This window comes from Spirillospora sp. NPDC049024 (assembly GCF_040649235.1).
Classification (GTDB): Bacteria; Actinomycetota; Actinomycetes; order Streptosporangiales; family Streptosporangiaceae; genus Spirillospora.
Genome location: NZ_JBEZFD010000001.1, coordinates 342,308 through 362,205 on the forward strand (window position 1 = coordinate 342,308; position 19,898 = coordinate 362,205).

23 protein-coding genes are annotated in these 19,898 nt (G+C 74.1%); 13 read left to right on the forward strand and 10 right to left on the reverse strand.

All coding sequences use genetic code 11. The features are described 5' to 3' along the window. Positions 1 to 11: 11 nt before the first annotated feature. The gene (locus tag AB0C21_RS01605; RefSeq protein WP_149257727.1) at positions 12 to 467 is read right to left on the reverse strand and encodes a flavodoxin family protein; all 456 of its coding nucleotides are present in this window, start codon (positions 465 to 467) and stop codon (positions 12 to 14) included. Between the two features lie 166 nt (positions 468 to 633). Between AB0C21_RS01605 and AB0C21_RS01610 the strand changes: the two genes are divergently transcribed. From AB0C21_RS01610 to AB0C21_RS01630, 5 genes are all read left to right on the forward strand, one after another. Continuing rightward, positions 634 to 2,304 carry a bifunctional lysylphosphatidylglycerol flippase/synthetase MprF gene (locus AB0C21_RS01610; RefSeq protein ID WP_500202152.1) on the forward strand — a complete coding sequence of 557 codons (1,671 nt, stop codon included), beginning with the start codon at positions 634 to 636 and terminating at the stop codon, positions 2,302 to 2,304. 69 nt (positions 2,305 to 2,373) lie between these two features. Beyond that, on the forward strand, positions 2,374 to 3,546 hold the full coding sequence (locus AB0C21_RS01615; protein ID WP_500202153.1) for a serine hydrolase domain-containing protein: 1,173 nt from the start codon (positions 2,374 to 2,376) through the stop codon (positions 3,544 to 3,546). Positions 3,547 to 3,567: 21 nt separating this feature from the next. Beyond that, positions 3,568 to 4,263 (forward strand): deoxyribonuclease V, encoded by a 696-nt coding sequence (gene nfi / locus AB0C21_RS01620; protein WP_500202154.1) that lies wholly within the window; start codon positions 3,568 to 3,570, stop codon positions 4,261 to 4,263. Between the two features lie 86 nt (positions 4,264 to 4,349). Then, a complete protein-coding gene (locus AB0C21_RS01625; protein WP_500202155.1) occupies positions 4,350 to 4,919 on the forward strand; it encodes a TetR/AcrR family transcriptional regulator in 570 nt (189 codons plus the stop codon). 70 nt (positions 4,920 to 4,989) lie between these two features. Further along, entirely contained in the window at positions 4,990 to 5,751 is a 762-nt protein-coding gene (locus AB0C21_RS01630) for a glucose 1-dehydrogenase (RefSeq protein WP_500202156.1), read from the forward strand. 52 nt (positions 5,752 to 5,803) lie between these two features. On the opposite strand, the gene AB0C21_RS01635 is transcribed toward AB0C21_RS01630, so the two are convergent. Further along, a complete protein-coding gene (locus AB0C21_RS01635; protein WP_500202157.1) occupies positions 5,804 to 7,180 on the reverse strand; it encodes an amidase in 1,377 nt (458 codons plus the stop codon). A gap of 72 nt (positions 7,181 to 7,252) precedes the next feature. Between AB0C21_RS01635 and AB0C21_RS01640 the strand changes: the two genes are divergently transcribed. From AB0C21_RS01640 to AB0C21_RS01650, 3 genes are all read left to right on the forward strand, one after another. Next, positions 7,253 to 7,813 (forward strand): TetR/AcrR family transcriptional regulator, encoded by a 561-nt coding sequence (locus AB0C21_RS01640; protein WP_353821832.1) that lies wholly within the window; start codon positions 7,253 to 7,255, stop codon positions 7,811 to 7,813. Between the two features lie 425 nt (positions 7,814 to 8,238). Continuing rightward, positions 8,239 to 8,733, forward strand: a complete 495-nt coding sequence (locus tag AB0C21_RS01645; RefSeq protein ID WP_500202158.1) for a hypothetical protein — start codon at positions 8,239 to 8,241, stop codon at positions 8,731 to 8,733. Between the two features lie 68 nt (positions 8,734 to 8,801). Further along, the gene (locus tag AB0C21_RS01650) at positions 8,802 to 9,305 is read left to right on the forward strand and encodes a DinB family protein (RefSeq protein WP_500202159.1); all 504 of its coding nucleotides are present in this window, start codon (positions 8,802 to 8,804) and stop codon (positions 9,303 to 9,305) included. Here the strand turns inward: AB0C21_RS01650 and AB0C21_RS01655 are convergent. The 3 genes from AB0C21_RS01655 to AB0C21_RS01665 form a co-directional block, all read right to left on the reverse strand. Next, positions 9,302 to 9,490 (reverse strand): hypothetical protein, encoded by a 189-nt coding sequence (locus AB0C21_RS01655; protein ID WP_500202160.1) that lies wholly within the window; start codon positions 9,488 to 9,490, stop codon positions 9,302 to 9,304. The genes AB0C21_RS01650 and AB0C21_RS01655 overlap by 4 nt on opposite strands. Positions 9,491 to 9,578: 88 nt before the next feature. After that, a complete protein-coding gene (locus tag AB0C21_RS01660; protein WP_500202161.1) occupies positions 9,579 to 10,922 on the reverse strand; it encodes a sensor histidine kinase in 1,344 nt (447 codons plus the stop codon). Further along, positions 10,919 to 11,599 (reverse strand): response regulator transcription factor, encoded by a 681-nt coding sequence (locus AB0C21_RS01665; RefSeq protein WP_200841696.1) that lies wholly within the window; start codon positions 11,597 to 11,599, stop codon positions 10,919 to 10,921. Before AB0C21_RS01665 ends, AB0C21_RS01660 begins: the two co-directional genes overlap by 4 nt. A 27-nt stretch (positions 11,600 to 11,626) precedes the next feature. Here AB0C21_RS01665 and AB0C21_RS01670 point away from each other — a divergent pair, with 27 nt between their 5' ends. Further along, positions 11,627 to 12,148 carry a hypothetical protein gene (locus tag AB0C21_RS01670; RefSeq protein WP_500202162.1) on the forward strand — a complete coding sequence of 174 codons (522 nt, stop codon included), beginning with the start codon at positions 11,627 to 11,629 and terminating at the stop codon, positions 12,146 to 12,148. 122 nt (positions 12,149 to 12,270) lie between these two features. Further along, entirely contained in the window at positions 12,271 to 13,602 is a 1,332-nt protein-coding gene (locus AB0C21_RS01675) for an MFS transporter (RefSeq protein WP_500202163.1), read from the forward strand. Here AB0C21_RS01675 and AB0C21_RS01680 read toward each other — a convergent pair. After that, positions 13,586 to 14,218 (reverse strand): PaaI family thioesterase, encoded by a 633-nt coding sequence (locus tag AB0C21_RS01680; protein ID WP_500202164.1) that lies wholly within the window; start codon positions 14,216 to 14,218, stop codon positions 13,586 to 13,588. The two genes, AB0C21_RS01675 and AB0C21_RS01680, sit on opposite strands and share 17 nt — an antisense overlap. 178 nt (positions 14,219 to 14,396) lie before the next feature. Between AB0C21_RS01680 and AB0C21_RS01685 the strand changes: the two genes are divergently transcribed. After that, positions 14,397 to 15,041, forward strand: a complete 645-nt coding sequence (locus tag AB0C21_RS01685; RefSeq protein WP_500202165.1) for a DUF4870 domain-containing protein — start codon at positions 14,397 to 14,399, stop codon at positions 15,039 to 15,041. A 1-nt stretch (position 15,042) separates the two neighbouring features. On the opposite strand, the gene AB0C21_RS01690 is transcribed toward AB0C21_RS01685, so the two are convergent. The 3 genes from AB0C21_RS01690 to AB0C21_RS01700 all read right to left on the reverse strand — a co-directional run bounded on the left by AB0C21_RS01690 (position 15,043) and on the right by AB0C21_RS01700 (position 17,424). Then, positions 15,043 to 15,885 carry an LLM class F420-dependent oxidoreductase gene (locus tag AB0C21_RS01690; RefSeq protein WP_500202166.1) on the reverse strand — a complete coding sequence of 281 codons (843 nt, stop codon included), beginning with the start codon at positions 15,883 to 15,885 and terminating at the stop codon, positions 15,043 to 15,045. Positions 15,886 to 15,931: 46 nt separating this feature from the next. Beyond that, entirely contained in the window at positions 15,932 to 16,675 is a 744-nt protein-coding gene (locus tag AB0C21_RS01695; RefSeq protein ID WP_500202167.1) for a hypothetical protein, read from the reverse strand. A gap of 65 nt (positions 16,676 to 16,740) precedes the next feature. Next, positions 16,741 to 17,424: a cyclase family protein gene (locus tag AB0C21_RS01700; protein ID WP_500202168.1), complete on the reverse strand. Its 684-nt coding sequence runs from the start codon at positions 17,422 to 17,424 to the stop codon at positions 16,741 to 16,743. Positions 17,425 to 17,469: 45 nt separating this feature from the next. Between AB0C21_RS01700 and AB0C21_RS01705 the strand changes: the two genes are divergently transcribed. Together AB0C21_RS01705 and AB0C21_RS01710 are read left to right on the forward strand one after the other, a co-directional pair. Beyond that, positions 17,470 to 18,297, forward strand: coding sequence for a HipA family kinase (locus AB0C21_RS01705; protein WP_500202169.1), 828 nt, complete (start codon positions 17,470 to 17,472; stop codon positions 18,295 to 18,297). Next, complete coding sequence (locus AB0C21_RS01710) at positions 18,294 to 18,710, forward strand: DUF3037 domain-containing protein (RefSeq protein WP_500202170.1); 417 nt, start codon at positions 18,294 to 18,296, stop codon at positions 18,708 to 18,710. Before AB0C21_RS01705 ends, AB0C21_RS01710 begins: the two co-directional genes overlap by 4 nt. Positions 18,711 to 18,734: 24 nt before the next feature. On the opposite strand, the gene AB0C21_RS01715 is transcribed toward AB0C21_RS01710, so the two are convergent. Beyond that, the gene (locus tag AB0C21_RS01715; protein WP_149257749.1) at positions 18,735 to 19,643 is read right to left on the reverse strand and encodes a hypothetical protein; all 909 of its coding nucleotides are present in this window, start codon (positions 19,641 to 19,643) and stop codon (positions 18,735 to 18,737) included. Positions 19,644 to 19,898 lie beyond the last annotated feature (255 nt).

A 19,898-nucleotide genomic window follows, 5' to 3' on the forward strand; every position in this document is an offset into this window, starting at 1 on the left:
CCCCACCCGTCTCAGACGTCACCGAGCTCCGCGGCCGTGACCGCGCCGAGTTCCCAGCACGCCTCCAGGTCGGCCTTGCTCGGCTCGCCCGTCACCACCACGTGCGGCTGGACGGCCTTCCACTTCAGCCCCGTGGTGATGGAGTCCAGGGCCCGCACGGCGCCGGTGGCGTCGTTGTTGCCGTGCAGGAAGGCCCCGAACGGGCGGCGGACCGTCTCCTCCAGGCACGGGTAGTAGATCTGGTCGAAGAAGTGCTTCAGCGCCCCGGACAGGTAGCCGAGGTTGACCGGAGAGCCCAACAGGTAGCCGTCCGCTTCCAGGACGTCCACGGCGGAGGCGGTCAGAGCCGCGCGGGACACGACCTCCACGCCCTCGATCTCGTCGGTCGACGCGCCGGCGCGCACCGCCTCGAACATCGCCTGGACGGACGGCGACGGCGTGTGGTGCACGAGCAGGAGCCTCTTCATCACTCCGAGGCTAGCGGTGTCCTACCGCCCCCGGCCGGGTATGGCCGAGTTGAAGCGCCCGGCCTGGGGATTCGGCCGTACGCTGATTTCAGGCCCCATACGAACGACCGAACCCGGGAATGAGTTCCGGAAGATCTTGGTTGGGGGCTCAGCGGAGGTGTGCTTCGTGCTGACGGACGAGTCTTCCCGCAAGGGCGGGCCGGGGGCGCCGCCCCATGCGCGGCCCGTCTGGCCGCTCGCGCTGACCGCGGCCCTGGTCGCCGCGCTGATCGCGGTGCCCGCGTTCTCCGGATCCCCGCACGTCCTCGGACGGCTGTCGCAGCTCGTCACCGGGAGCCCGCTCAAGCCGGAGCACGCCGTCGTGCTGGCCCTCGCGCTCGCGCTGGTCGCCCGCGGCGTGCTGCTGCGGCGCCGCGCCGCCTGGTACGGCCTCGCCACGCTGGTGGTCCTCGGGCTGCTCGCCGTCGTGTCCGGCGACGACCCGCTGTGGCGCCTGCCCCTGCTCGCCGCCGTCCTCGGCGGGCTGTGGCTGGAGCGCGACCGCTTCCCGGTGCGCCCGCATCCCGAGCGCGTCCGCGCGGCCGTGAAGACCGGCGCGCTGCTGCTCGCCGCCGCGACCGCGGTGTCGCTGCTCTTCGGCGGGGTGTCGGTGCGGTCGGTCGGCGACGTCGCGAGCGGCCTCGGCGCCACCGGCGCGCCCATGGACGGGGCGTCCTGGCTGCCGGGCGTGCTCGGCCTCGCCGGCGCGGCGGGACTGCTCGTGCTGGTGATCACACTTTTGGCGCCCGACCCGGCGCCCCCACCCGGCGACGAGGCCGAGCGCGTCCGCGTCGCGGGCCTCGTCCTGCATCCCGGCTCCGACACCCTCTCCCCGTTCGCGCTGCGGCGCGACAAGGCGTACGTGTTCAGCGCGGACGGCCGCGCCGCGATCGGCTACCGGGTCCTGTTCGGCATGGCGGTCGCGGGCGGCGACCCGGTCGGCGACCCCGCCTCGCACGCCGACGCCGTGCGGGCCTTCCTCGCGATGTGCCGGACGACGGGCTGGCGTCCGGCCGTCCTCGGCGCGAGCGACGCCCTGCTGCCCGCCTGGGGGCCGTGCCGCTCGATCGGCTTCGGCGACGAGGTCGTCATCCGTCCCGGCGAGTTCACGCTGTCGGGGCGGAAGATGCGCAACGTCCGGCAGGCCGTCAAGCGCACCGAGAACTTCGGCGTCTCGTCGGAGATCCTCCCGGAGCGGGAGCTCACGCCCGCGCTCCGCGAGAAGCTGCTGGACGTCGCGTCCGAGTCCCTCGGCGGCGCGGCCGAGCGCGGCTTCTCCATGAACCTGGACGAGCTGCTCACCGGGTACCACCCGGGCGCGGTCGTCGCCGTCGCCTACGACGAGGACAAGGAGCCCATCGCGTTCCAGCGCTACGTCACGGCGGGCGAGGGCATCAGCCTGGACGCGATGCGCCGCACCCCCGGCGGCCCGAACGGCGTGAACGAGCGCCTCATCGTCGAGATGATCGAGTACGCGGCCCGGCGCGGGCACGGGCTCGTCTCGCTGAACTTCGCCGCCTTCCGCGAGCTGCTGGACGCCGACGAGCGCGGGCCGCTGGAGAAGGCCGGCTACCGGGCCCTGCACCTGCTCGATCCGTGGATCGCGGTCGAGTCGCTGTACCTGTTCGACAAGAAGTTCAGGCCGTCCTACAAGCCGCGCAACGTGGTCTTCCGGTCCTGGTCGGACATCGCGTGGCTGGCGGCGGCGCTGCTCACGCTGGAGTTCGGCCGGACGCGTCCCGCCCAGCGGGCCGCCGGCCCCGTCACCGAACCCGTCCACCACCTGGGCCGGTACTGAGGCGATCCCGGTTCGGCGGGGCGTCCTAGAACGTGATTCTATGGAGGCCCCCGCCTGAGAGGATCGCGCATGAGCAGCACGGTGCAGGGCCACTGCGATCCGGCGTTCGCCGGCGTCCGCGAGGTGTTCGAAGCGAACTTCGCCGAAGGCCGCGAGCTCGGCGCCGCCGTGGCCGTCTACGCGGGCGACCGCAAGGTCGTCGACCTGTGGGGCGGTGTCGCCGACCGCCGCACCGGACGCGCATGGCAGCCCGACACGCCCTGCTTCGGCTTCTCCTGCACCAAGGCGGTGACGGCCGCGGCCGCGCTGCTGCTCGCCGAGCGCGGCGCCTACGAGGTGGACGGCCCGGTGACGGACTGGTGGCCGGAGTTCGGCGCCGCGGGCAAGGACGGCGCGACGGCCGCGCACCTGCTGTCGCACCAGGCGGGCCTGCCCGCGTTCGCGCGTCCCGTCTCGGCCGAGGAGGCCGCGGACGCCCCCGCCCGCGCGGCCGAACTGGCCGCGCAGGAGCCCGAGTGGACGCCGGGCGAGGCCCACGGCTACCACGCGCTCACCTACGGCTGGCTGGCCGGTGAGATCGTCCGCCGCCACTCCGGTGGCCGGACGGTCGGCGCGTTCGTGAAGGAGTCGTTCGCCCGCGACCTCGACCTGTGGGTCGGAGCCCCGGACGCGGTGATCGAGCGGGCCGCGAAGCTGTCGTCGGGCCGGCGCTCGGGCGGCGGGGCCGACGCGCCCAAGACCACCGAGCCCGACGTCCTGACCCGGCTCGCCGAGGCCTACCTCGACCCGGGGAGCCTGATGAACCGGTCGCTGAACAACCCGAACCCGGGCAAGGGCGGCTACAACAACCCGGTCGTGCTGCGCGCCGGATGGCCGGCCGCCGGGATGACGGCGACCGCGCCCGCGCTCGCCGGCTTCTACCGCGACCTCCTCGCGGGCCGGATCCTGCGTCCCGACACGCTGCGCGAGGCCGTCCGCCCGCGCGCCGGCGGACCCGACCGCACCCTGCTGGTGCGGAGCTCCTTCGGCCTCGGCTTCATGCGCCCGTCGCAGACCTTCTTCACTCCGCGGGCGGGCCGGGAGTCGGCGTTCGGCCACACCGGCGCGGGCGGCTCGATCGGCCTCGGCGACCCCGAGGCCGGGCTGGCGCTCGCCTACCTGCCGAACCTGATGGGCGACCAGGCGTCCGGCGACCTGCGCGCCTACCGGCTGACGCAGGCGGTGTACGCGTCGCTGGCCTGACGGGACGGTAGCGTCCGGGCCATGGACGTACGCGAGCTGCATCCCTGGCCGGCCACACCGCAGGAGGCCGAGGCGATCCAGGACCGGCTGCGCCCGATGCTCGAACTGGACGTCCCGGGGCCGGCCGCGCCGCGCACGGTCGCGGGCCTGGACGTGTCCTACGCGGGCGACGGCGGCGGCTCCGGCGACCGGCTGGCCGCCGCCGCGGTCGTCCTGGACGCGGCGACGCTGGAGGTCGTGGAGGAGTCGGTCGCCGTGGGGACGGCCGCGTTCCCCTACGTCCCGGGCCTGTTCGCCTTCCGCGAGCTGCCCACGCTGCTGGAGGCCCTCCGCGCCCTGGAGACCACGCCCGACCTGCTCGTCTGCGACGGTTTCGGGATCGCGCACCCGCGCCGCTTCGGGCTGGCGTGCCATCTCGGCGTGCTGACCGGCCTGCCGTCCATCGGCGTCGGCAAGACCGCGTTCGTCGGCGCGTACGAGCAGCCGGGGCCGCGGCGCGGCGACGCGAGCCCGCTGGTGGACGGCGGCGAGACGGTCGGCCGGGTGCTGCGGACCCGGGACGGGGTGAAGCCGGTGTTCGTGTCCGTCGGGCACCGGGCCGGCCTCGACGCCGCGTGCCGCGCCGTCCTCGCCCTGACGCCCGAGTACCGGCTGCCGGAGACGACGCGCAGGGCCGACCGGCTGTCGCGGGACGCACTCGCCGCGCGGTCCGGGTAGCGCATCCGGCCCGTCAGATGGCACGCTCGTCCAAAGAAGCAGGCCGGGGGCCGCGTCAGGCCACCCGCGACCGCTGGACGGTGCCCATGGAGACCCGGCCGATGCGGGCCGACGCCCGCCGCAACTACGAACGACTCGTCACGACGGCCCGCACCGCCTTCACCGAGCACGGCACGGGCGCGTCCCTCGACGACATCGCCAAGCGGGCGGGCGTCGGCTCGGGAACGCTCTACCGCCACTTCCCCACCCGGGACGCGCTGCTGCACGCCGTCCTGCGCGAGCGGATCGACGGCCTGCTCGGGCACGCCGAGGCGCTGCTCGCCGAACCCGACCCCGAGGCCGCGCTCGGCCGCTGGCTGCGCACCTACCTGGCGGGCGCGGCGACCCCGCGCGGCACCTGCACCCTGATCATCGAGGCGATGGGCGCGGAGTGGGCGGACACCGGGCTCGGCGCCGCGGCCGCCGCGATCCGCGCCGCGCTCGGCCGGCTGCTGGAGCGGGCGCAGCTGGCCGGGACGGTCCGCGCCGAGATCGACCCGGGCGACCTGCTGCGGCTCACGAACGCGATCGGCGTGGCGTCCGAGCGCACCCCCGACCCGGGCGGGTACGCCGACCGGATGCTCGCGCTGCTGTTCGGAGGGCTGCGCGCGGGATAGGGGCCGCCTTGTTCTGTTGACCAAGCGTTCGCTAGGTTGGCGAGGAGGCAACGGGCGACGAGGAGCGTTGATGGGGCAGCTTGACGGCAAGGTGGCGCTGATCACCGGTGGCGCGCGCGGCATGGGCAAGGCGCACGTCCGCCGGTTCCTGGACGAGGGCGCCAAAGTGGTGTTCGGCGACGTCCTGGAGGAGGAGGGCGCCAAGCTGGCCGCCGACCTCGGGGACGACGTCCGCTTCGTCCGGATGGACGTGTCCCGGGAGGAGGACTGGCAGCGCGCCGTCCAGACCGCGACCGAGACGTTCGGGGCGCTGAACGTCCTGGTCAACAACGCCGGGATCCTCCGGCACAAGACCATCGAGAACATGGCGGTCGAGGAGTTCCGCCAGATCCTGGACGTGAACCTGGTCGGCCAGTGGCTCGGCGTGAAGACGGTGACCGCCCCGATGCGCGCGGCGGGCGGCGGCTCGATCGTCAACGTCTCCTCGACCGAGGGCTTCATCGGCGCGGCCGGCCTCGCCGCCTACAGCGCCAGCAAGTTCGGCGTCCGCGGGCTGACCAAGTCCGCCGCCCGCGAGCTCGGCCAGTACGGCATCCGCGTGAACTCCATCCACCCCGGCGGCGTGCTGACGCCCCTCACCATGCAGGACGACATCGTCTCGGCCACGGCCGACAGCGCCGACGCGTTCATGAAGGCGCTGCCCCTCGGGCGCATGGGCAAGGCGCAGGAGATCACCGGGCTGGTCGTCTTCCTCGCCTCGGACGACTCGACCTACTGCACCGGCAGCGAGGTCCTGGTCGACGGCGGCATGCTCACGGGCGCCGGCTACTGAGCGAAGGGGCCGCCGGTGCCTGCTCGCAGGCACCGGCGGCCCGTCGCGGGGCCTACGGGCGCCGCTCGGCCCATCCTTCGACCGACTCCAGCTGCGCCGCGAGCGAGATGAGCGTCGCCTCGTCGGAGTCGTGCCCGAGCAGCTGGGCGCCGATCGGCAGCCCGTTCTTCGTGAACCCCGCCGGCACGTTCACCCCGGGCCACCCCAGGACGTTCCACGTCCACGCGTACGGGCACGCGGCCGCGACGCCCGACTGCGTCTTCTGGTAGCCGGCCCCGTCGAAGGCTCCGACGCGCAACGGCGGCTGCGCGGTCGTGGGCGTCATCACCACGTCCGCGACCTGGAAGATGCGCCCGACCCGCCTCCTCAGGTACGGGTCCATCCGCTTCGCCAGGGGCAGCAGCCGCCGGCCGAGGACCCGCCCGATCCGCGCCTCGGCCTCCGTCCGGGGATCGGGCCGCGGGTTGGGCAGGGACTCCAGCCAGTCGGCGACGCCGGCCGTCCCGCGCGGGACGAGCCCGAGCGCCACCGGCCCGTAGTCGGGGTCGGCGGGGAACACCTTGTGCCCGAGGGCGGTCAGCCTCCGCGCGAGCCGCTCCACGGCCGACCGGATCTGCGGGTCGAGCCTCCCGCTGACCCCGAGGGCCGTCCGGTAGGACACGGCGATCCGCAGCCTCCCCGGCTCCCGCTTCGCCGCCTCGGCGAACGAGGTGATGGGCGGGTCGAGCTGGTGGACGTCTTCGGGGTGGCTGCCGGTCAGCACGTCGAGCAGCAGGGCGGCGTCCCCCACGGTCCGCGCCAGCGGCCCCCACACGGTGATCCCGTTGAACGGATCCGTCTGCGGATAGGCGGACACCCGCCCGCGCTGGGGCTTGATGCCGACCAGGCCCGTCCACGCCGCCGGGATGCGGACCGAACCGGCCCCGTCGGAACCGACCGCCGCCGCGACCATGCCCGCCGCCACGGCCGCCGCCGACCCGCCCGACGACCCGCCGGGCGAGTAGTCGGGGTTCCACGGGTTCCGCGCGATCCCGTACTCGCGCGACTCGCTGAACGGCCACAGCCCGAGCTCGCACGTCGTCGTCTTCCCCACGATGACGGCCCCGGCCGCCCGCAGCTTGCGCACGACCTCCCCGTCCCGCGTCACCGGCCGGTGGTCCGCCGCGACCGCGAAGGGCGTGGTCTCCCCCGCCAGGTCCGTGTCGTCCTTGATGGCGACGGGCACCCCGAGCAGCGGCAGCCGCTCCCCGTCCGCCAGCCGCTTGTCGGCCTCCAGCGCCTCCTGCGCGGCCGCCTCGGCCCGCACCACCCGGAACGCGCCGAGCGACTCCTGCCGGCCGATGGCCTCGAGGCTCTCCTCCACCAGGTCGCTCGAGGAGACCTCACCCTTCGCCAGCGCCTCCGCCTGCCCGGCCAGTCCCGCTTCCACCGCAGCCTCCCGCTATCGTTCGTTCGAACGAACGATACTGAAGCCACCGGTACTAGGGAAGACTGTGCTTCGATGAGCGCCCGCGACCAGATCCTCCACGCCACCCTCCGCCTGATCGGCGAGCAGGGCATCGGCGCCGTGACCAACCGGGCCGTCGCCCGCGCGGCCGGCGTCTCCCTCGGCTCCCTGACCTACCACTTCCCCAGCCAGGAGGACCTGCTCCGCGAGGCGCTGCACACCTTCGTCGAGCAGGAGATCGCCCGCATCACCGCCTACGTCCAGGCCCTCGCCGAGTCGGGCATCGCGCCCGTCGAGGCCGCCGACGAGGTCGAGAAGGCCGTCCTCGGCGTCGCCCACGACCCCGAGCAGCTCGCGAACCTCGAACTCCACCTGCACGCCGCCCGAAACCCGGCCCTCCGCGAGACCTCCACGCGCTCCGTCGAGGCCTACGACCGCCTGGCCGCCGCCATTCTGACCGCCCTCGGCATCCCGGACGCCGAACGCCACGCCCCCGCGGTCGTCGCGATGCTCTACGGCCTGGCCGTCCGCCGCCTCGCCACCGGCGACACCACCGCCACGGGCACCGCCGACGCCTTCCGCCTGCTCCTCCTCGGCGCCCTCCCCCGCCCCTGAAAAGACTTCTGGCCCGCACGGCCCCAGAGCGGGGTAAGGGGGCCGTGCGGGCCAGAAACCTGTCTCAATCAGGAACCTCAGTCGGAACCTCAGCCGACGTCTCGCTCTGTGCTCTCCGCCTGTGCACCTCCGCCGTGTCTCCGATCTGACACCCGCAACGCTAAGCCGCCCCACCCCCCACCAGAACCCCTTTAAGCCTCACTTAGGGAACCCCTGAGCCACCCTTATTCACGACCCGTCCGAGGGTGGCCGGGGAGGGGGGCTGGAGTCGTTCACCTGCGTGGATGGGTGGGTGCTCGGTTGGGGGGCCTGCGGGAGTGCCCGGGTCGGGGGAGTAAGAAGTGGCTTCGCGACTCTCTGCACATCTGGCATGACTCTGGGTAACATGCTGGTGTAAGTCCGCCGCCTCAAGGGGGAGGTTTCAGATGCACGTAAGGATGAAGCTCGGCGTCGCCGCGGCCGCTACGGCGCTCACCGGCGGTGCGCTCGGGCTCGGCGCGACCGCCTCGGCCGCGCCACCGCCGGTTCCGGGCCAGAACGGGTCGCACGCGGCCCATCCCAGCCCTTCGCAGCCGCAGGAGGAGGGCCACGGTCCGGGCGCCATCGAGGTCGGGCCGCAGGGCGCGGCCGAGGCGATGAACCGGCTCCTCGCCCGCGACGGGGGGCGCAGCCACTGGTGCTACGGGGAGGTCCTGCCGGAGAACGGGCTCAACGTCCGCACCGGGCCGAGCCTCGACTACCCGGTGGTCGGCGTCCTGGCGAGGGACTCCAAGGTCAAGACCGACTGGGACACCATCGAGCGCAGGGACGGCTACCTGTGGGTCATGCTGACTCCCCACCGCTGGATCGCCGACTACAAGCTCGGCCCTGACAACGGGGACACCGTCGGGAAGTGGTACGTCAAGTACTTCAACTGCTGACCGCACGCCCACCGGGCCGGCGTCCCCAGGGCTCCGGCTCGGTTCGGTCGCGCTGATAGCGTCCCCGCATGGAAGAAGTGCCGTACACCGGTGATGAGAAGGAAAGTCTGAAGGCCGCCCTCGACCGGCATCGGGACGTGGTCCTGTGGAAGCTGGACGGCCTGGACGAGGAGCAGGCGCGGCGCCCCATGACGCCGTCCGGCACGAGCCTGCTCGGCCTGACCAAGCACCTCGCCGCGGTCGAGTACGACTGGTTCTCCAGGACGTTCGGGCGGGAGACCGAGCCGCTTCCGTTCAACGACGACGACCCGGAGGCCGACCTCAGGATCGAGCCCGGCGAGACGATCGAGGGCATCGCCGCGTTCTACGGGCGGGCGCGGGCCGCGTCCGACAAGGCCATCGAGGAGCTGGGCCTCGAGGACCGGGGCACCGCCTGGCACGGCGCCGAAGTTTCCCTGCGATGGGTGCTGATCCACATGGTCGAGGAGACGGCGCGGCACGCCGGCCACATGGACATCCTCCGCGAGCTGCTCGACGGCGCGACCGGTGACCATGTCCGTGAGGAGGGCTAGCCCCCGGGCGCGTGGGTGAGGTCGTGCGGGTCCGCGAGGCCCACCACCTGGATCGTGTAGGAGCTGGGCACTGTGGGCACGTTCCCGCCGGCGACGAGGCCCGCGACGGCGATGAGGACGGCGACCACGAGGCCGACGACGCCGATGAGTCCGGCGGCGACGTACTGGGGGCGGGGGCGTCTCATGCCGGCCACGGTAGGCGCGCTCCACGGCGTCTCCACCCTGGTTAAGGCGGATTTAAGGCGGCTCTATACCTGGCATACCGGGCGCCGATCAGGTGCGTGAGTGGCGGCGGCGGACGAGGCGGCGGGAGCGGCGGGCCGGCGGCAGCCACCTCGTCCGGAACCACATCTGCACCTGGGCGCCGCCGAGGACGCTCCGGTGGATGCGCAGGTAGCCGCCGGTCGACTCGGCGGCGCGGCGGGCGATGTCCAGGCCGAGGCCGGTGGAGCCGCCGCCGCTGCTGCCCCGCTTCAGCGCCGCGTCCGGGTCGCTGATGCCGGGGCCGCCGTCGGCGACGAGGATGCCGGTGACGCCCTGCCCCTGGTGGAGGGTGACGACGAAACCGGTGCCCTCGGCCGTGTGCCGGAAGACGTTGCCGAGCAGCGCGTCCACGGCGGCGGCGAGCTCGGTGCCCGGGATCGGCAGCGGCGCGGGGCCCTCGGCGCCGATCAGCTCGCAGGAGCGCCCCTCGTCCTCGGCGAGGACGGACCAGAACGCGACGCGGTCGCGCAGCACCTTGGAGGCGTCGCAGCTGCCCCGGCCGGTGGGCCGCCGGACGGTCCGGATGATCTGGTCGACCTCGCGCTCGATCCGGTCGACCGCCTCCCGGGTCTGCTCGGCGACGTGCCCGTCCCCGAGGGCCTCGACGTTGAGGCGGAGCGCGGCGAGCGGGGTGCGGAGCCGGTGCGACAGGTCGGCCGCCATCTCCCGCTCGGCCGACAGCAGCTGGACGACGTGGTCGGCCATCGCGTTGAACGCCAGGCCCGCCTCGACCAGCTCGGGCGGCCCGTCCGGCTCGATCCGCACCGACAGCTCCCCGTCGCCGAACGCGCCCGCCGCCTCGGCGAGGCGGCGGGTGGAGCGGATCATGCGCGCGCCCAGCCGGTCGGCGACGGCGACGGACCCGGCGACGAGCGCGGCGGCGACCGTCGTCATGACGAGCCACGCCTTCCAGACGCCGCGCGACAGGTCCTCGTCGGGCAGGAACACCTCGACGACGGCGGTGCGGCCCGCGTCCAGCGACACCGGCTGGAGCAGCGCGTACCCGCCTTCCACGCGCGCGGTGTAGGAGCGGCCTCGCCGCCCGGCCTCGGCGAGCTGGTCGGGCCGGGCGGCGTTCTCGGCGCGGGGGTTCTTCGGGACGAGCCCGCCGTCCGGCATGTGCACGGTCATCCGCCCGGCCGCGCCGGCCTGGGTGCTGGCGACGGCGCGTTCGAGCGCGGCCGGGTCCTCGGTGACGACGAGGACGGGGCCGAGCGCGCTGGCCTGCCGCTCGGCGGTGGTCAGCGCGCGGTCGCGGGCGATCTCCCGGACGGTGAGGGCGAGCGGGATGAGGAACGCCAGCGCGACCATCGAGGTGACCGCCAGCGACACCAGGACGAGCGTCCGCCTCATGCGCCCGGGTCCGCCAGCCGGACCCCGACCCCGCGGACCGTGTGCAGGTAGCGGGGGGCGGCGGCGGTCTCGCCCAGCTTGCGGCGCAGCCAGGACAGGTGGACGTCGATGGTCTGGTCGTCGCCGTAGGCCTGCCGCCACACCTCGGCGAGCAGTTCGCGCCGCGCGACGACCCGGCCGGGCCGGGCGGCGAGGTAGGCCAGCAGGTCGAACTCGCGGCGGGTCAGCTCCAGCGGCTTGCCGTCCAGCAGCGCCTCCCGGCGGTCGAGGTCGATGTGCAGGCCGCCCACGCTGAGCTCCGCGGTGGGGCCGGACCGCGCGGACCTGCGCAGCACCGCGGCGAGCCGGGCGCTGAGGTGCTCGATGGAGAACGGCTTGATGAGGTAGTCGTCGGCGCCCGCGTTCAGTAACCGGACGATCTCGGGCTCGTCGTCGCGCGCGGTCGCGATGATGACCGGCACGTCCGAGATGCCGCGCAGCATCTTCAGCACCTCGGCTCCGTCGAGGTCGGGCAGCCCGAGGTCGAGCACGACGACGTCGGGCGGGGACTGCGTGACCTCGCGCAGCGCGTCCATCGCGGTCCCGACGCTGCGCACGACGTGCGACCGGACGCTCAGCTCCCTGATCAAGGCGGTCCGGACGTTCGCGTCGTCCTCGACCACCAACACACTCGCCATGGCGGAACCGTATGCCACCATGTGCCCATGCGTCGCGCGATGTCGTATGTTGCCCCGTGGGCCGGGGTGACCGCGCTCGCGGTGGCGCTCTCCTGGCTCGGGGTGCGCGGCGTCGTGCGCAGCGCGGTGTCGGACCGGTCGGCCCCGCCGCCGATCGCCGGGCCGGTGATCCATTCCAGCCCGTCCCCGCCGCCGGGGCCGACGGGCATCGGGTCGCCCACCGCGCGGTCGAGTCCGCCGACGGGCCAGGACCAGGGGCCCCGGCCGTCCAAGACCCCGAAGACGCCGCCCGGCAGGCCGGACGGCTCCGCCTCGCCCAAGCCGACCGACCACGTGCGCAGCTACGCCACGCGCGGCGGAAGCGCGGCGATGTCGATCGAGAAGGACCGGGTGCGCCTGGTGTCGGCGACGCCCAACCCCGGCTACGAGACGCGCGTGACGCAGACCGAGGGCTGGCTGCGCGTCGACTTCCTGTCCGACGAGCACACCTCGTCGATCATCGCGTCCTGGTACCAGCACGCCCCGACCGTCAAGGTCTACGAGTACTGAGCGGGGATCCACCCGTTTGTCGACTGTTTCGTGCCGCGACGGTTTCGGCGGCGAACCCAGCGGGAAACAGTGGGTCAAATCGCTGGGACCGGCGGGGGCGGTCGGAAAGGTCAACGGCTCCCATGGTTCTGGATCCCGGAGAGGCCGGGCGCGCCGGCGCCGCGGACGCCGAGGAGCGCCGCGCGCAGGTCCGCAAGGCCGCCGCCGCGAGCGTGATCGGCACCTCCATCGAGTGGTACGACTTCTTCCTCTACAACACCGCCGCGGCCATCGTCTTCAAGGACGTCTTCTTCCCCGAGTCGAGCGACTACGCGGGCACGCTGTCGGCGTTCGCGACCTACGCGGTGGGCTTCGCGGCCCGTCCGGTGGGCGCGGCGGTCTTCGGGCACTGGGGCGACCGGCTCGGCCGCAAGGCCACGCTGATCGTCACGCTCGTGCTGATGGGCGTGTCGAGCGCGCTGATCGGCGTGCTGCCGGGCACCGAGACGATCGGCTGGGCCGCGCCCGCCCTGCTGGTGTTCCTGCGGATCCTGCAGGGCATCGCGGTCGGCGGCGAGTGGAGCGGCTCGGTGCTGCTGTCGATGGAGTGGGGCGACCGGGAACGGCGCGGGCTGATGGCGAGCCTGCCGCAGCTCGGCGTCCCGATCGGGCTCATCCTCGGCACCGGCATGATGACCGCCATCGCCCTCTCCGCGGACGAGGCGTTCCGCGCCTGGGCATGGCGCATCCCGTTCCTGTTCAGCCTCGTCCTCGTCGCGATCGGGCTGTGGGTGCGGGTCCGGGTGATGGAGACGCCGCTGTTCGCCGAGGTCGTCAAGCGCGACGAGGTCGCCCGGGTACCGGTCGTCGAGGTCGTCAGGCGCCACCCCAAGGAGATCATCCTGAGCGCGCTGCTGCGCTGCTCGGAGCAGATGCCGTTCTACCTGTTCACCTCGTTCGCGCTGACCTACGTGCACAAGCACCTCGACATGGCGCAGGGGCTCGCGCTCAGCGCGGTGACGGCGGCGGCCGCGCTGGAGCTGTTCACGATCCCCGCCGCCGGGCATCTCGGCGACCGCATCGGCCCCCGGCGGGTGTACGCGGCCGGCTCGATCTGCGTGGCGCTGTTCGCGTTCCCGTACTTCGCGCTGCTCAACACCGAGATCGCGGCGCTGGTCGTCGTCGCGGTCGTGGTGGCGCAGATCCCGCACGCCGTCCAGTACGGGCCGCAGGCGTCGCTGATCGCCTCGACGTTCCCCACGCGGCTGCGTTACGGCGGGGCGGGCATCGGCTACCAGCTCGCCTCGGTGTTCGCAGGCGGCCCCGCGCCGCTGCTCGCGACGTGGCTGCTGCACGACTACGGCTGGCAGGCCATCTCGATCAGCATGATCGTGGCCTCGGCGCTGACCCTCGGTGCGCTCGCCCTGCTGCCCGCGCCGGTCCCGGACCGGACGGAGGTCAGTACTGCGACGTGACGAACCGCTGCGGCATGATGAACATCGCGGTCGCCTCGACCGTGACGCGCCCGTCCGGCGCGCTGATCGTCCCGGACGCGTAGACCTTGCGCCCCTCCACCCGGCTCGCCTTCGCCTCCACCTGGAGCGGGACGCCGAGCGGGGTGGGGCGCCGGTAGCGCGTCTCCAGGGTCGCGGTCATGCCCGGGTTGCCGCTGGCGGCCGCCGCCATGCCGAGCGCCTGGTCGAGCACCATCGCGGAGACGCCGCCGTGCACGTACGAGGGCGGGCCCTCGTAGACGGCGCCGAGCGTGAACGTGCCGCGGACGATGCCGTCCGAGTCGGCCTCCAGGGCGATCGGCGGCGCGAGGGGGTTGAGCGCCCCGGCGACGGGGTTGGCGATCTGGCGGTCCATGCGGGTCTCGCCGGGCGTGGCGAACGGCGGCGCGTCGCGGCGCTCGGCGGTGAGCCGGGCGGTCAGCGCCGCGATCTCGTCCGCCACCGCGGCGGCCTCGGCGGCCCCGGCGGCGGTGAGGACGGTGGCCTCGGCGAGTTCGCGCACGCGGGCGGCGAGACCCGTCAGCGCCGCGGCCTCGTCGTCCCCCAGCACGGGCCGGTCCATCGGGATCTCGCTCAACTCAGCCTCCTCGCGGGGCATGCCCCCTCGCCCCATTGGCCGAACGAAATTCTAGAAGATGCGGGCGACCGGTCCGGACACCGGTCCCGCTGAGCGGTCGCCGCGCGGGCGCGCCCGGCTCCTATAGATTCCTGCGTATCCCCTGCAGGGACTCTCGACGAGGACATGAGGACGCCCCGTGACGGACCACCCCCCACCGCCGCCTTCCGACCAGCCCCCGCCCTCCGACCAGCCGCCGCCTTCCGACCAGCCGCCGTCCTTCGACAAGGCGCCGTCTTCGGACCAGGCGCCGCCTTCCGACCAGCCCCCGCCTCCCCAGCAGCCGCCGCCCTATTACGGCGCCTACGGCCAGCCGCCCGGGCAGCCCGGCCTGCCGCCGGGTCCGCCGCCCGGGGCGCAGCCCGGCGCCGCGTACGACCCGCGCTACGGGTACGGCCCTCCCGGCGTCCCGTACGCCGCGCAGAACCCGGGCGAGGAGACGACCTGGGCGATCTTCGCCTACGTCGGGAACGTGCTGATCGGCTTCATCCCGCCGCTGGTCATCTACCTGGTGAAGAAGAACACCTCGCCGTTCACCCGGTTCCACGCGGCGCAGTCGATGAACTACCAGCTCACGATGCTCATCCACCTGCTGGCCGTGGCTGCGCTCTGCGCCCCGCCGGCCATCGTGATGAAGGAGCCCGCGTTCCTCGTCCCGCTCATCCTCCCGTACCTGGAGGTGCTGATCGGGGGCTGGGTATTCCTCATCCTCGGCGCGGTGAAGGCCGGCAAGGGGCAGTACTACCGGTTCCCGACCTTCTTCTGCTTCCGCATGATCCGCTAGCTCACAGGTGGGCGCGGGCGTACTCGTCCAGCACCGGCAGGACCGCGTCGCGGCCGCCCGCGGGGACGCGCAGCACGACCTCCTCGATCCCGAGCGAGGCGTAGTGGTCGAGCTTCCCCGGGGTGGGCAGCGTCCCGAACGGGATCACGGGCACCGGGTCGCGGCCCGCGTCCTCGCAGGCGCGGCGCAGCGCGGGCAGGGCCTCGCGGACGCCCGCGCCGCCGATCGGCATCCACCCGTCCCCGTACTCGGCGATGTGCGCGAACAGGGTGGGGCCGGGGGCACCGCCGAGCAGCACGGGGACGCGGCGGGACGGCTTGGGCCACGCGCGGCTCGCGGCGAAGCTCACGAACTCCCCCTCGAAGGACGCCTCCTCGTCCGTCCAGAGGGCCCGCATGGCGAGGACGTGCTCGCGCGCCACGGCCCTCCGCCGCTTCCAGGGGACGCCGTGGTCCGCGCCCTCCTCGGCGTTCCACCCGTAGCCGATGCCGAGCGCGACCCGTCCGGGGGCCAGCCGGTCGAGGGTGGCGACGGCCTTGGCGGTGACGATCGGCTCGCGCTGGGCGGGCAGCAGGACGCCGGTGCCGAGGACGATCCGCTCGGTCGTGACGGCGGCCGCGGCGAGCGACACGAGCGGGTCGAGGGTGCGGGAGTACTCCTCGGGCAGGGTCTCGGCGCCCGTCGGCGCCGGGGTGGCGCGGGACACGGGGATGTGGGTGTGCTCGGGGAGGTAGAGGGAGGCGAACCCGCGCGCCTCCGCCTCCGCGGCCAGCTCGTGCGGCGCCATGGTCAGGTCGGTCGCGAACATCGTGATGCCGAGGCGCATGCCGGGTCCCTCCGTCAAGGTCCCCGCAGCCTATCGGCGTGACCAAGCGATAGCTCGGCGCGGCTCAGCCGCCGAGATCGCAGACGGCCGCGGTGGCGTCGTCGTGGACCTTGCCCCGCGGCCAGCGGACGGCCCGGGGGTCGGTGCGCTCGACCTCCCGCGTCCGCTCGATCAGCGCCGCGGGCCCCCGGTCGGCGGCCAGCGCCGCCAGCCCGGCCCATCCGGTGGCGCCGAACATGTCGGCGAGGCGCGTCGCGCCGTCGGTCAGCAGGAACGCGCGGCGCAGGTCGGCGGCCGGCACCGTACCGGTGATCGCGGCGTCGGCCACGGCCGGGTCCGCGGCGGCGTAGTCGCGGCCCCCGGTGATCTCCCGCAGGCCGTCGCGGCCGTCCAGCAGGACGGTCGAGTCGGCGAGCACCAGGTAGTCGACCAGGTCGCCCCGCCGCCGCAGCGCGAGCACGGTCGCCGCCGGGGTCGTCGGGACCCGCAGGTCGCAGGTGGCCCGGTGCGCGGCGGCCACGTCCGCGATCGCCCCGGCGAGCCGCGCGACCAGCGGCCGGGCGCCGGGCCGGTGCGCGCCCTCGGGCGGTCCCACCGGCGGGCCGGCCTGCGGCCCGAACCCCTCGAGCAGCCGCGCCAGGAGCCGGGTGCCGAGCGACCGGGAGTACCAGGCGGTCCCGTGCGCGCAGCCGAGGTCGGTGCCGAGGGGCAGCCCGCACCCGTCGAGCACCACGACCGCTCCGGCGGCGGCCGCCACGAAGTCCTCGTTGGGCCGCTCTGGGCTGCCCTGGTCCGTCGCCCACTCCACCCGCATCCGTCCACGTCCTCCCGTCGGCCGGTCCCCAGTATGGGCCGGACGGCGCGGACGCGCTCTCAGACGAGGACGGCCCGGTCGTCCACGCGCGCGACGGCCCGGACGGGGGCCCCGTCCGCGCCCGCCAGGGCCAGCGGGAACAGGGAGACGTCGATCGCGCAGCCCGCCGCCTGGGCGTCGGCGAGGCGGCCGAGACCGGTCAGGTTCTCCGCGATCACCGCTCCGGCGCCGCAGAGGACGCGGTGGGCGGCGAGCGAGAAGTCGTCGGAGCCGGGCGGCGGGGTGCGGTCCACGCTGAGCGCGTCGATGCCCACCGTCCGCACGCCCGCGGCGACGATGGCCTCCGCCGTCTCGGGCGCCAGATAGGGGTGGGCCAGGTAGTCGGCGGTCCCCCAGCGCTCCGACCAGCCCGTCGCGATGAGCAGGACGTCGCCCGGCGCGAGACCGGTCGGGACGGCGTCCGGCGGGATCGGCGCGCGGGGCGGCAGGCCCCGCACGTCCATCACCACGGCCGGCCCGGTGAACCGTGCCAGCGGCAGCTCGTCCAGCTTCGGCAGCGCGTCGTCGATGTGGAACGGGGCGTCCACGTGCGTGCCGGTCTGCGAACCCATGTGCAGCCGGAGCACGTTCACGCCGGCCTCCGCGACCGTGAGGGCCGGGACGGCCTCCACCTCGGGGTCGCCCGGGTAGACCGGCATGCCCGTGGTGATCGGCACCGACAGGTCGAGCAGCTCAACGCCCATGTAATCGATTATCCCGGCCGCACCCCCACCCGGTAGCGTTGCGGCGTGTTGCCACATGTGACCGCCATCCGCTACGTGACGCCGCTCCGCGAGGGCGGATCGCTTCCGGGCGTCGTCGAGGCCGACGACCTCGGCACCTACGTCATGAAGTTCCACGGGGCCGGGCAGGGCCGCAAGGCGCTGATCGCCGAGGTGATCGCCGGTGAGCTGGCGCGCCGCCTCGGCCTGCGGGTGCCCGAGCAGGTGCTCATCGACCTGGACCCGGCGATCGGACGGCACGAGCCCGACCCCGACGTGCAGGACCTGCTGAAGGCCAGCCCCGGCTGGAACCTCGGCGTCGACTTCCTGCCCGGCTCGCTCGGCTTCGACCCGCTCGGCTGGAGCCCCGACCCCGGCTTCGCCTCCCGGGTGCTGTGGTTCGACGCGTTCATCGGCAACGTCGACCGCAGCTGGCGCAACCCGAACATGCTCGTGTGGCACGGCGACGTGTGGCTCATCGACCACGGCGCGAGCCTGATCTTCCACCACGCGTGGTCCAACGCGGCCCGGCTGTTCTCCGGCCCGTACGACGTGGACGACCACGTGCTGACCCCGTACGCGACCCGGCTGGAGGAGGCCGAGGCGGAGCTCGCCCCCAGGATCACCGAGGGGCTGCTGCGCGAGGTCGCCGGCCTCGTGCCCGACCACTGGCTGGAGGGCGAGCCCGGCTTCGCCGACCCGCAGGCCCTCCGCGACGCCTACGTCGACATCCTGCTGCCGCGCGCCGGGAAGCCGCGCGACTGGCTGCCCGGCCTCGACGTCAGCGGCCACCGCCCGGACACCTCCGCCCGGCGCGGCCAGAACCGTCCCGGCTGGCTCGGAGGCGCCTCGTGACCTCCGGCAGGACGACCAACATCAGGACGGCGGCCGAGCCCACGGTGTTCGAGTACGCCGCGCTGCGCGTCGTCCCGCGCGTCGAGCGGGGCGAGTCCATGAACGTCGGCGTGGTCGTGTACTGCCGCGCCCTCGACTACCTCGGGTGCCGCACGCACCTCGACGAGCGGCGCCTGCTCGCCCTGGACCCTGCGCTCGACCTGGCGGGCGTCCGGGCCGCCCTCAACGCGGTGGACGCGGTCTGCTGCGGCGGGGAGCGCGCCGGCCAGGCCGCGAAGGAGGCCCCCGGCGCCCGGTTCCGGTGGCTGACCGCGCCGCGCAGCACGATCGTGCAGCCGGGCCCGGTGCACGCCGGCCTCACCGGCGACCCGGCCGCCGAGCTCGACCGGCTCCTCGACCTGCTCGTCCGGTAGCGGCCGGCCGGGCCCGGTTCCGGATCAGGTCCACTCCCAGCGGATGCCGTGGTAGCCGGCGGCCATCCCGAACTCGATGAAGTGGACGCTCTGGTAGCTGGACAGCCGCAGGTCGGCGGTGTCCTTCAGCGCGGTGTGCCCGTCGGGGCGCCACGTCCGGTAGCAGCGGGCGGGCAGCGCCGCCGGATGGAACCGGATCTCGATGAGGTACTCGTGCTGCGGGGTGCGGAAGCCGCGGCCCTCCTCGGTCACGGGCGGGCCGGTCTCCTCGAACCCGAAGCCGTACTCCAGCAGGTAGGTCTCGCCGCGGCCGAGCGCCCGGTCGAACAGCAGCTCGGCGGCGATGAGGCCGCTCGCCTCGTCCATCCGGACGCGGCCGAACCGGCAGCCGCGCACGGTGCGCGACGAGGGCAGCACGCCCTGCGGGTGGTGGTAGACGGCGATCCAGCGGTCCACGCCGCGCTGCTGGGCCTGGAACACCGCGCGGACCCGGACCTCGCGCAGTTCCCGGCGCCGCCCGATGATGTACTGGTCGTGCAGGCTGAGGCCGGTGAGCTGCCGCTCGCCGCGGTCGCCGATCTCGTCCAGCAGGTCGCGGACGCCGGGCTCGGGGCACAGTTCCTCGACCGGCAGCCAGGGCCCGGCGGGACGGTCGGTGGTCGGCCTGAGCAGCGTCAGCAGGGAGTGCCGCGGCAGCTCGAGGATGGTCTCCAGGCCGCGGACGGCGCGCAGGGAGTCGGCGCGCTCGGGCCGGGTCCGGCCGCGCTGCCAGTAGCTCAGGGTGGACAGGCTTACCGCGATGCCCTGCTCCTCCAGGCGGCGCCGCAGCGAGTCGAGGCTCAGTCCGCGCGCCTGGATGGCGGCGTGCAGGGCGACGTTGAACGGCCCGTACTGGAGGACCTGGAGAAGATCGTCCTCTGCGACACTCTGCATGCTCGGCCTCCGGATCGGCTCCGGCCGGCCCCCGCAAAACGGCCTTGACTACCGCAATTGCAACTTCCGCGCTCACTGTAAGGCTCCGCGGGCGGGATGCCAACAGGCAAACTGTCACAACCGTCGGCCCCGGCTTCCGCCGAAGCGGTCACCGGGGCCCGGTCGCGCCGTGGCGATGAATCCTACCGACGTGATCCGGTCCCCGCCCGCCGCTCGCACGGCGGGCGGGGTGCCGGATTCCCGGGTCCGCCGGCG

Coding starts and splice junctions, on each gene's coding strand:
- AB0C21_RS01605 (WP_149257727.1), bottom strand. CDS start 467: ATGAAGAGGCTCCTGCTCGTGCACCACACGCCGTCGCCGTCCGTCCAG.
- AB0C21_RS01615 (WP_500202153.1), top strand. CDS start 2,374: ATGAGCAGCACGGTGCAGGGCCACTGCGATCCGGCGTTCGCCGGCGTC.
- nfi (WP_500202154.1), top strand. CDS start 3,568: ATGGACGTACGCGAGCTGCATCCCTGGCCGGCCACACCGCAGGAGGCC.
- AB0C21_RS01625 (WP_500202155.1), top strand. CDS start 4,350: ATGGAGACCCGGCCGATGCGGGCCGACGCCCGCCGCAACTACGAACGA.
- AB0C21_RS01630 (WP_500202156.1), top strand. CDS start 4,990: ATGGGGCAGCTTGACGGCAAGGTGGCGCTGATCACCGGTGGCGCGCGC.
- AB0C21_RS01640 (WP_353821832.1), top strand. CDS start 7,253: ATGAGCGCCCGCGACCAGATCCTCCACGCCACCCTCCGCCTGATCGGC.
- AB0C21_RS01645 (WP_500202158.1), top strand. CDS start 8,239: ATGCACGTAAGGATGAAGCTCGGCGTCGCCGCGGCCGCTACGGCGCTC.
- AB0C21_RS01650 (WP_500202159.1), top strand. CDS start 8,802: ATGGAAGAAGTGCCGTACACCGGTGATGAGAAGGAAAGTCTGAAGGCC.
- AB0C21_RS01655 (WP_500202160.1), bottom strand. CDS start 9,490: ATGAGACGCCCCCGCCCCCAGTACGTCGCCGCCGGACTCATCGGCGTC.
- AB0C21_RS01660 (WP_500202161.1), bottom strand. CDS start 10,922: ATGAGGCGGACGCTCGTCCTGGTGTCGCTGGCGGTCACCTCGATGGTC.
- AB0C21_RS01665 (WP_200841696.1), bottom strand. CDS start 11,599: ATGGCGAGTGTGTTGGTGGTCGAGGACGACGCGAACGTCCGGACCGCC.
- AB0C21_RS01670 (WP_500202162.1), top strand. CDS start 11,627: ATGCGTCGCGCGATGTCGTATGTTGCCCCGTGGGCCGGGGTGACCGCG.
- AB0C21_RS01675 (WP_500202163.1), top strand. CDS start 12,271: ATGGTTCTGGATCCCGGAGAGGCCGGGCGCGCCGGCGCCGCGGACGCC.
- AB0C21_RS01700 (WP_500202168.1), bottom strand. CDS start 17,424: ATGGGCGTTGAGCTGCTCGACCTGTCGGTGCCGATCACCACGGGCATG.
- AB0C21_RS01715 (WP_149257749.1), bottom strand. CDS start 19,643: ATGCAGAGTGTCGCAGAGGACGATCTTCTCCAGGTCCTCCAGTACGGG.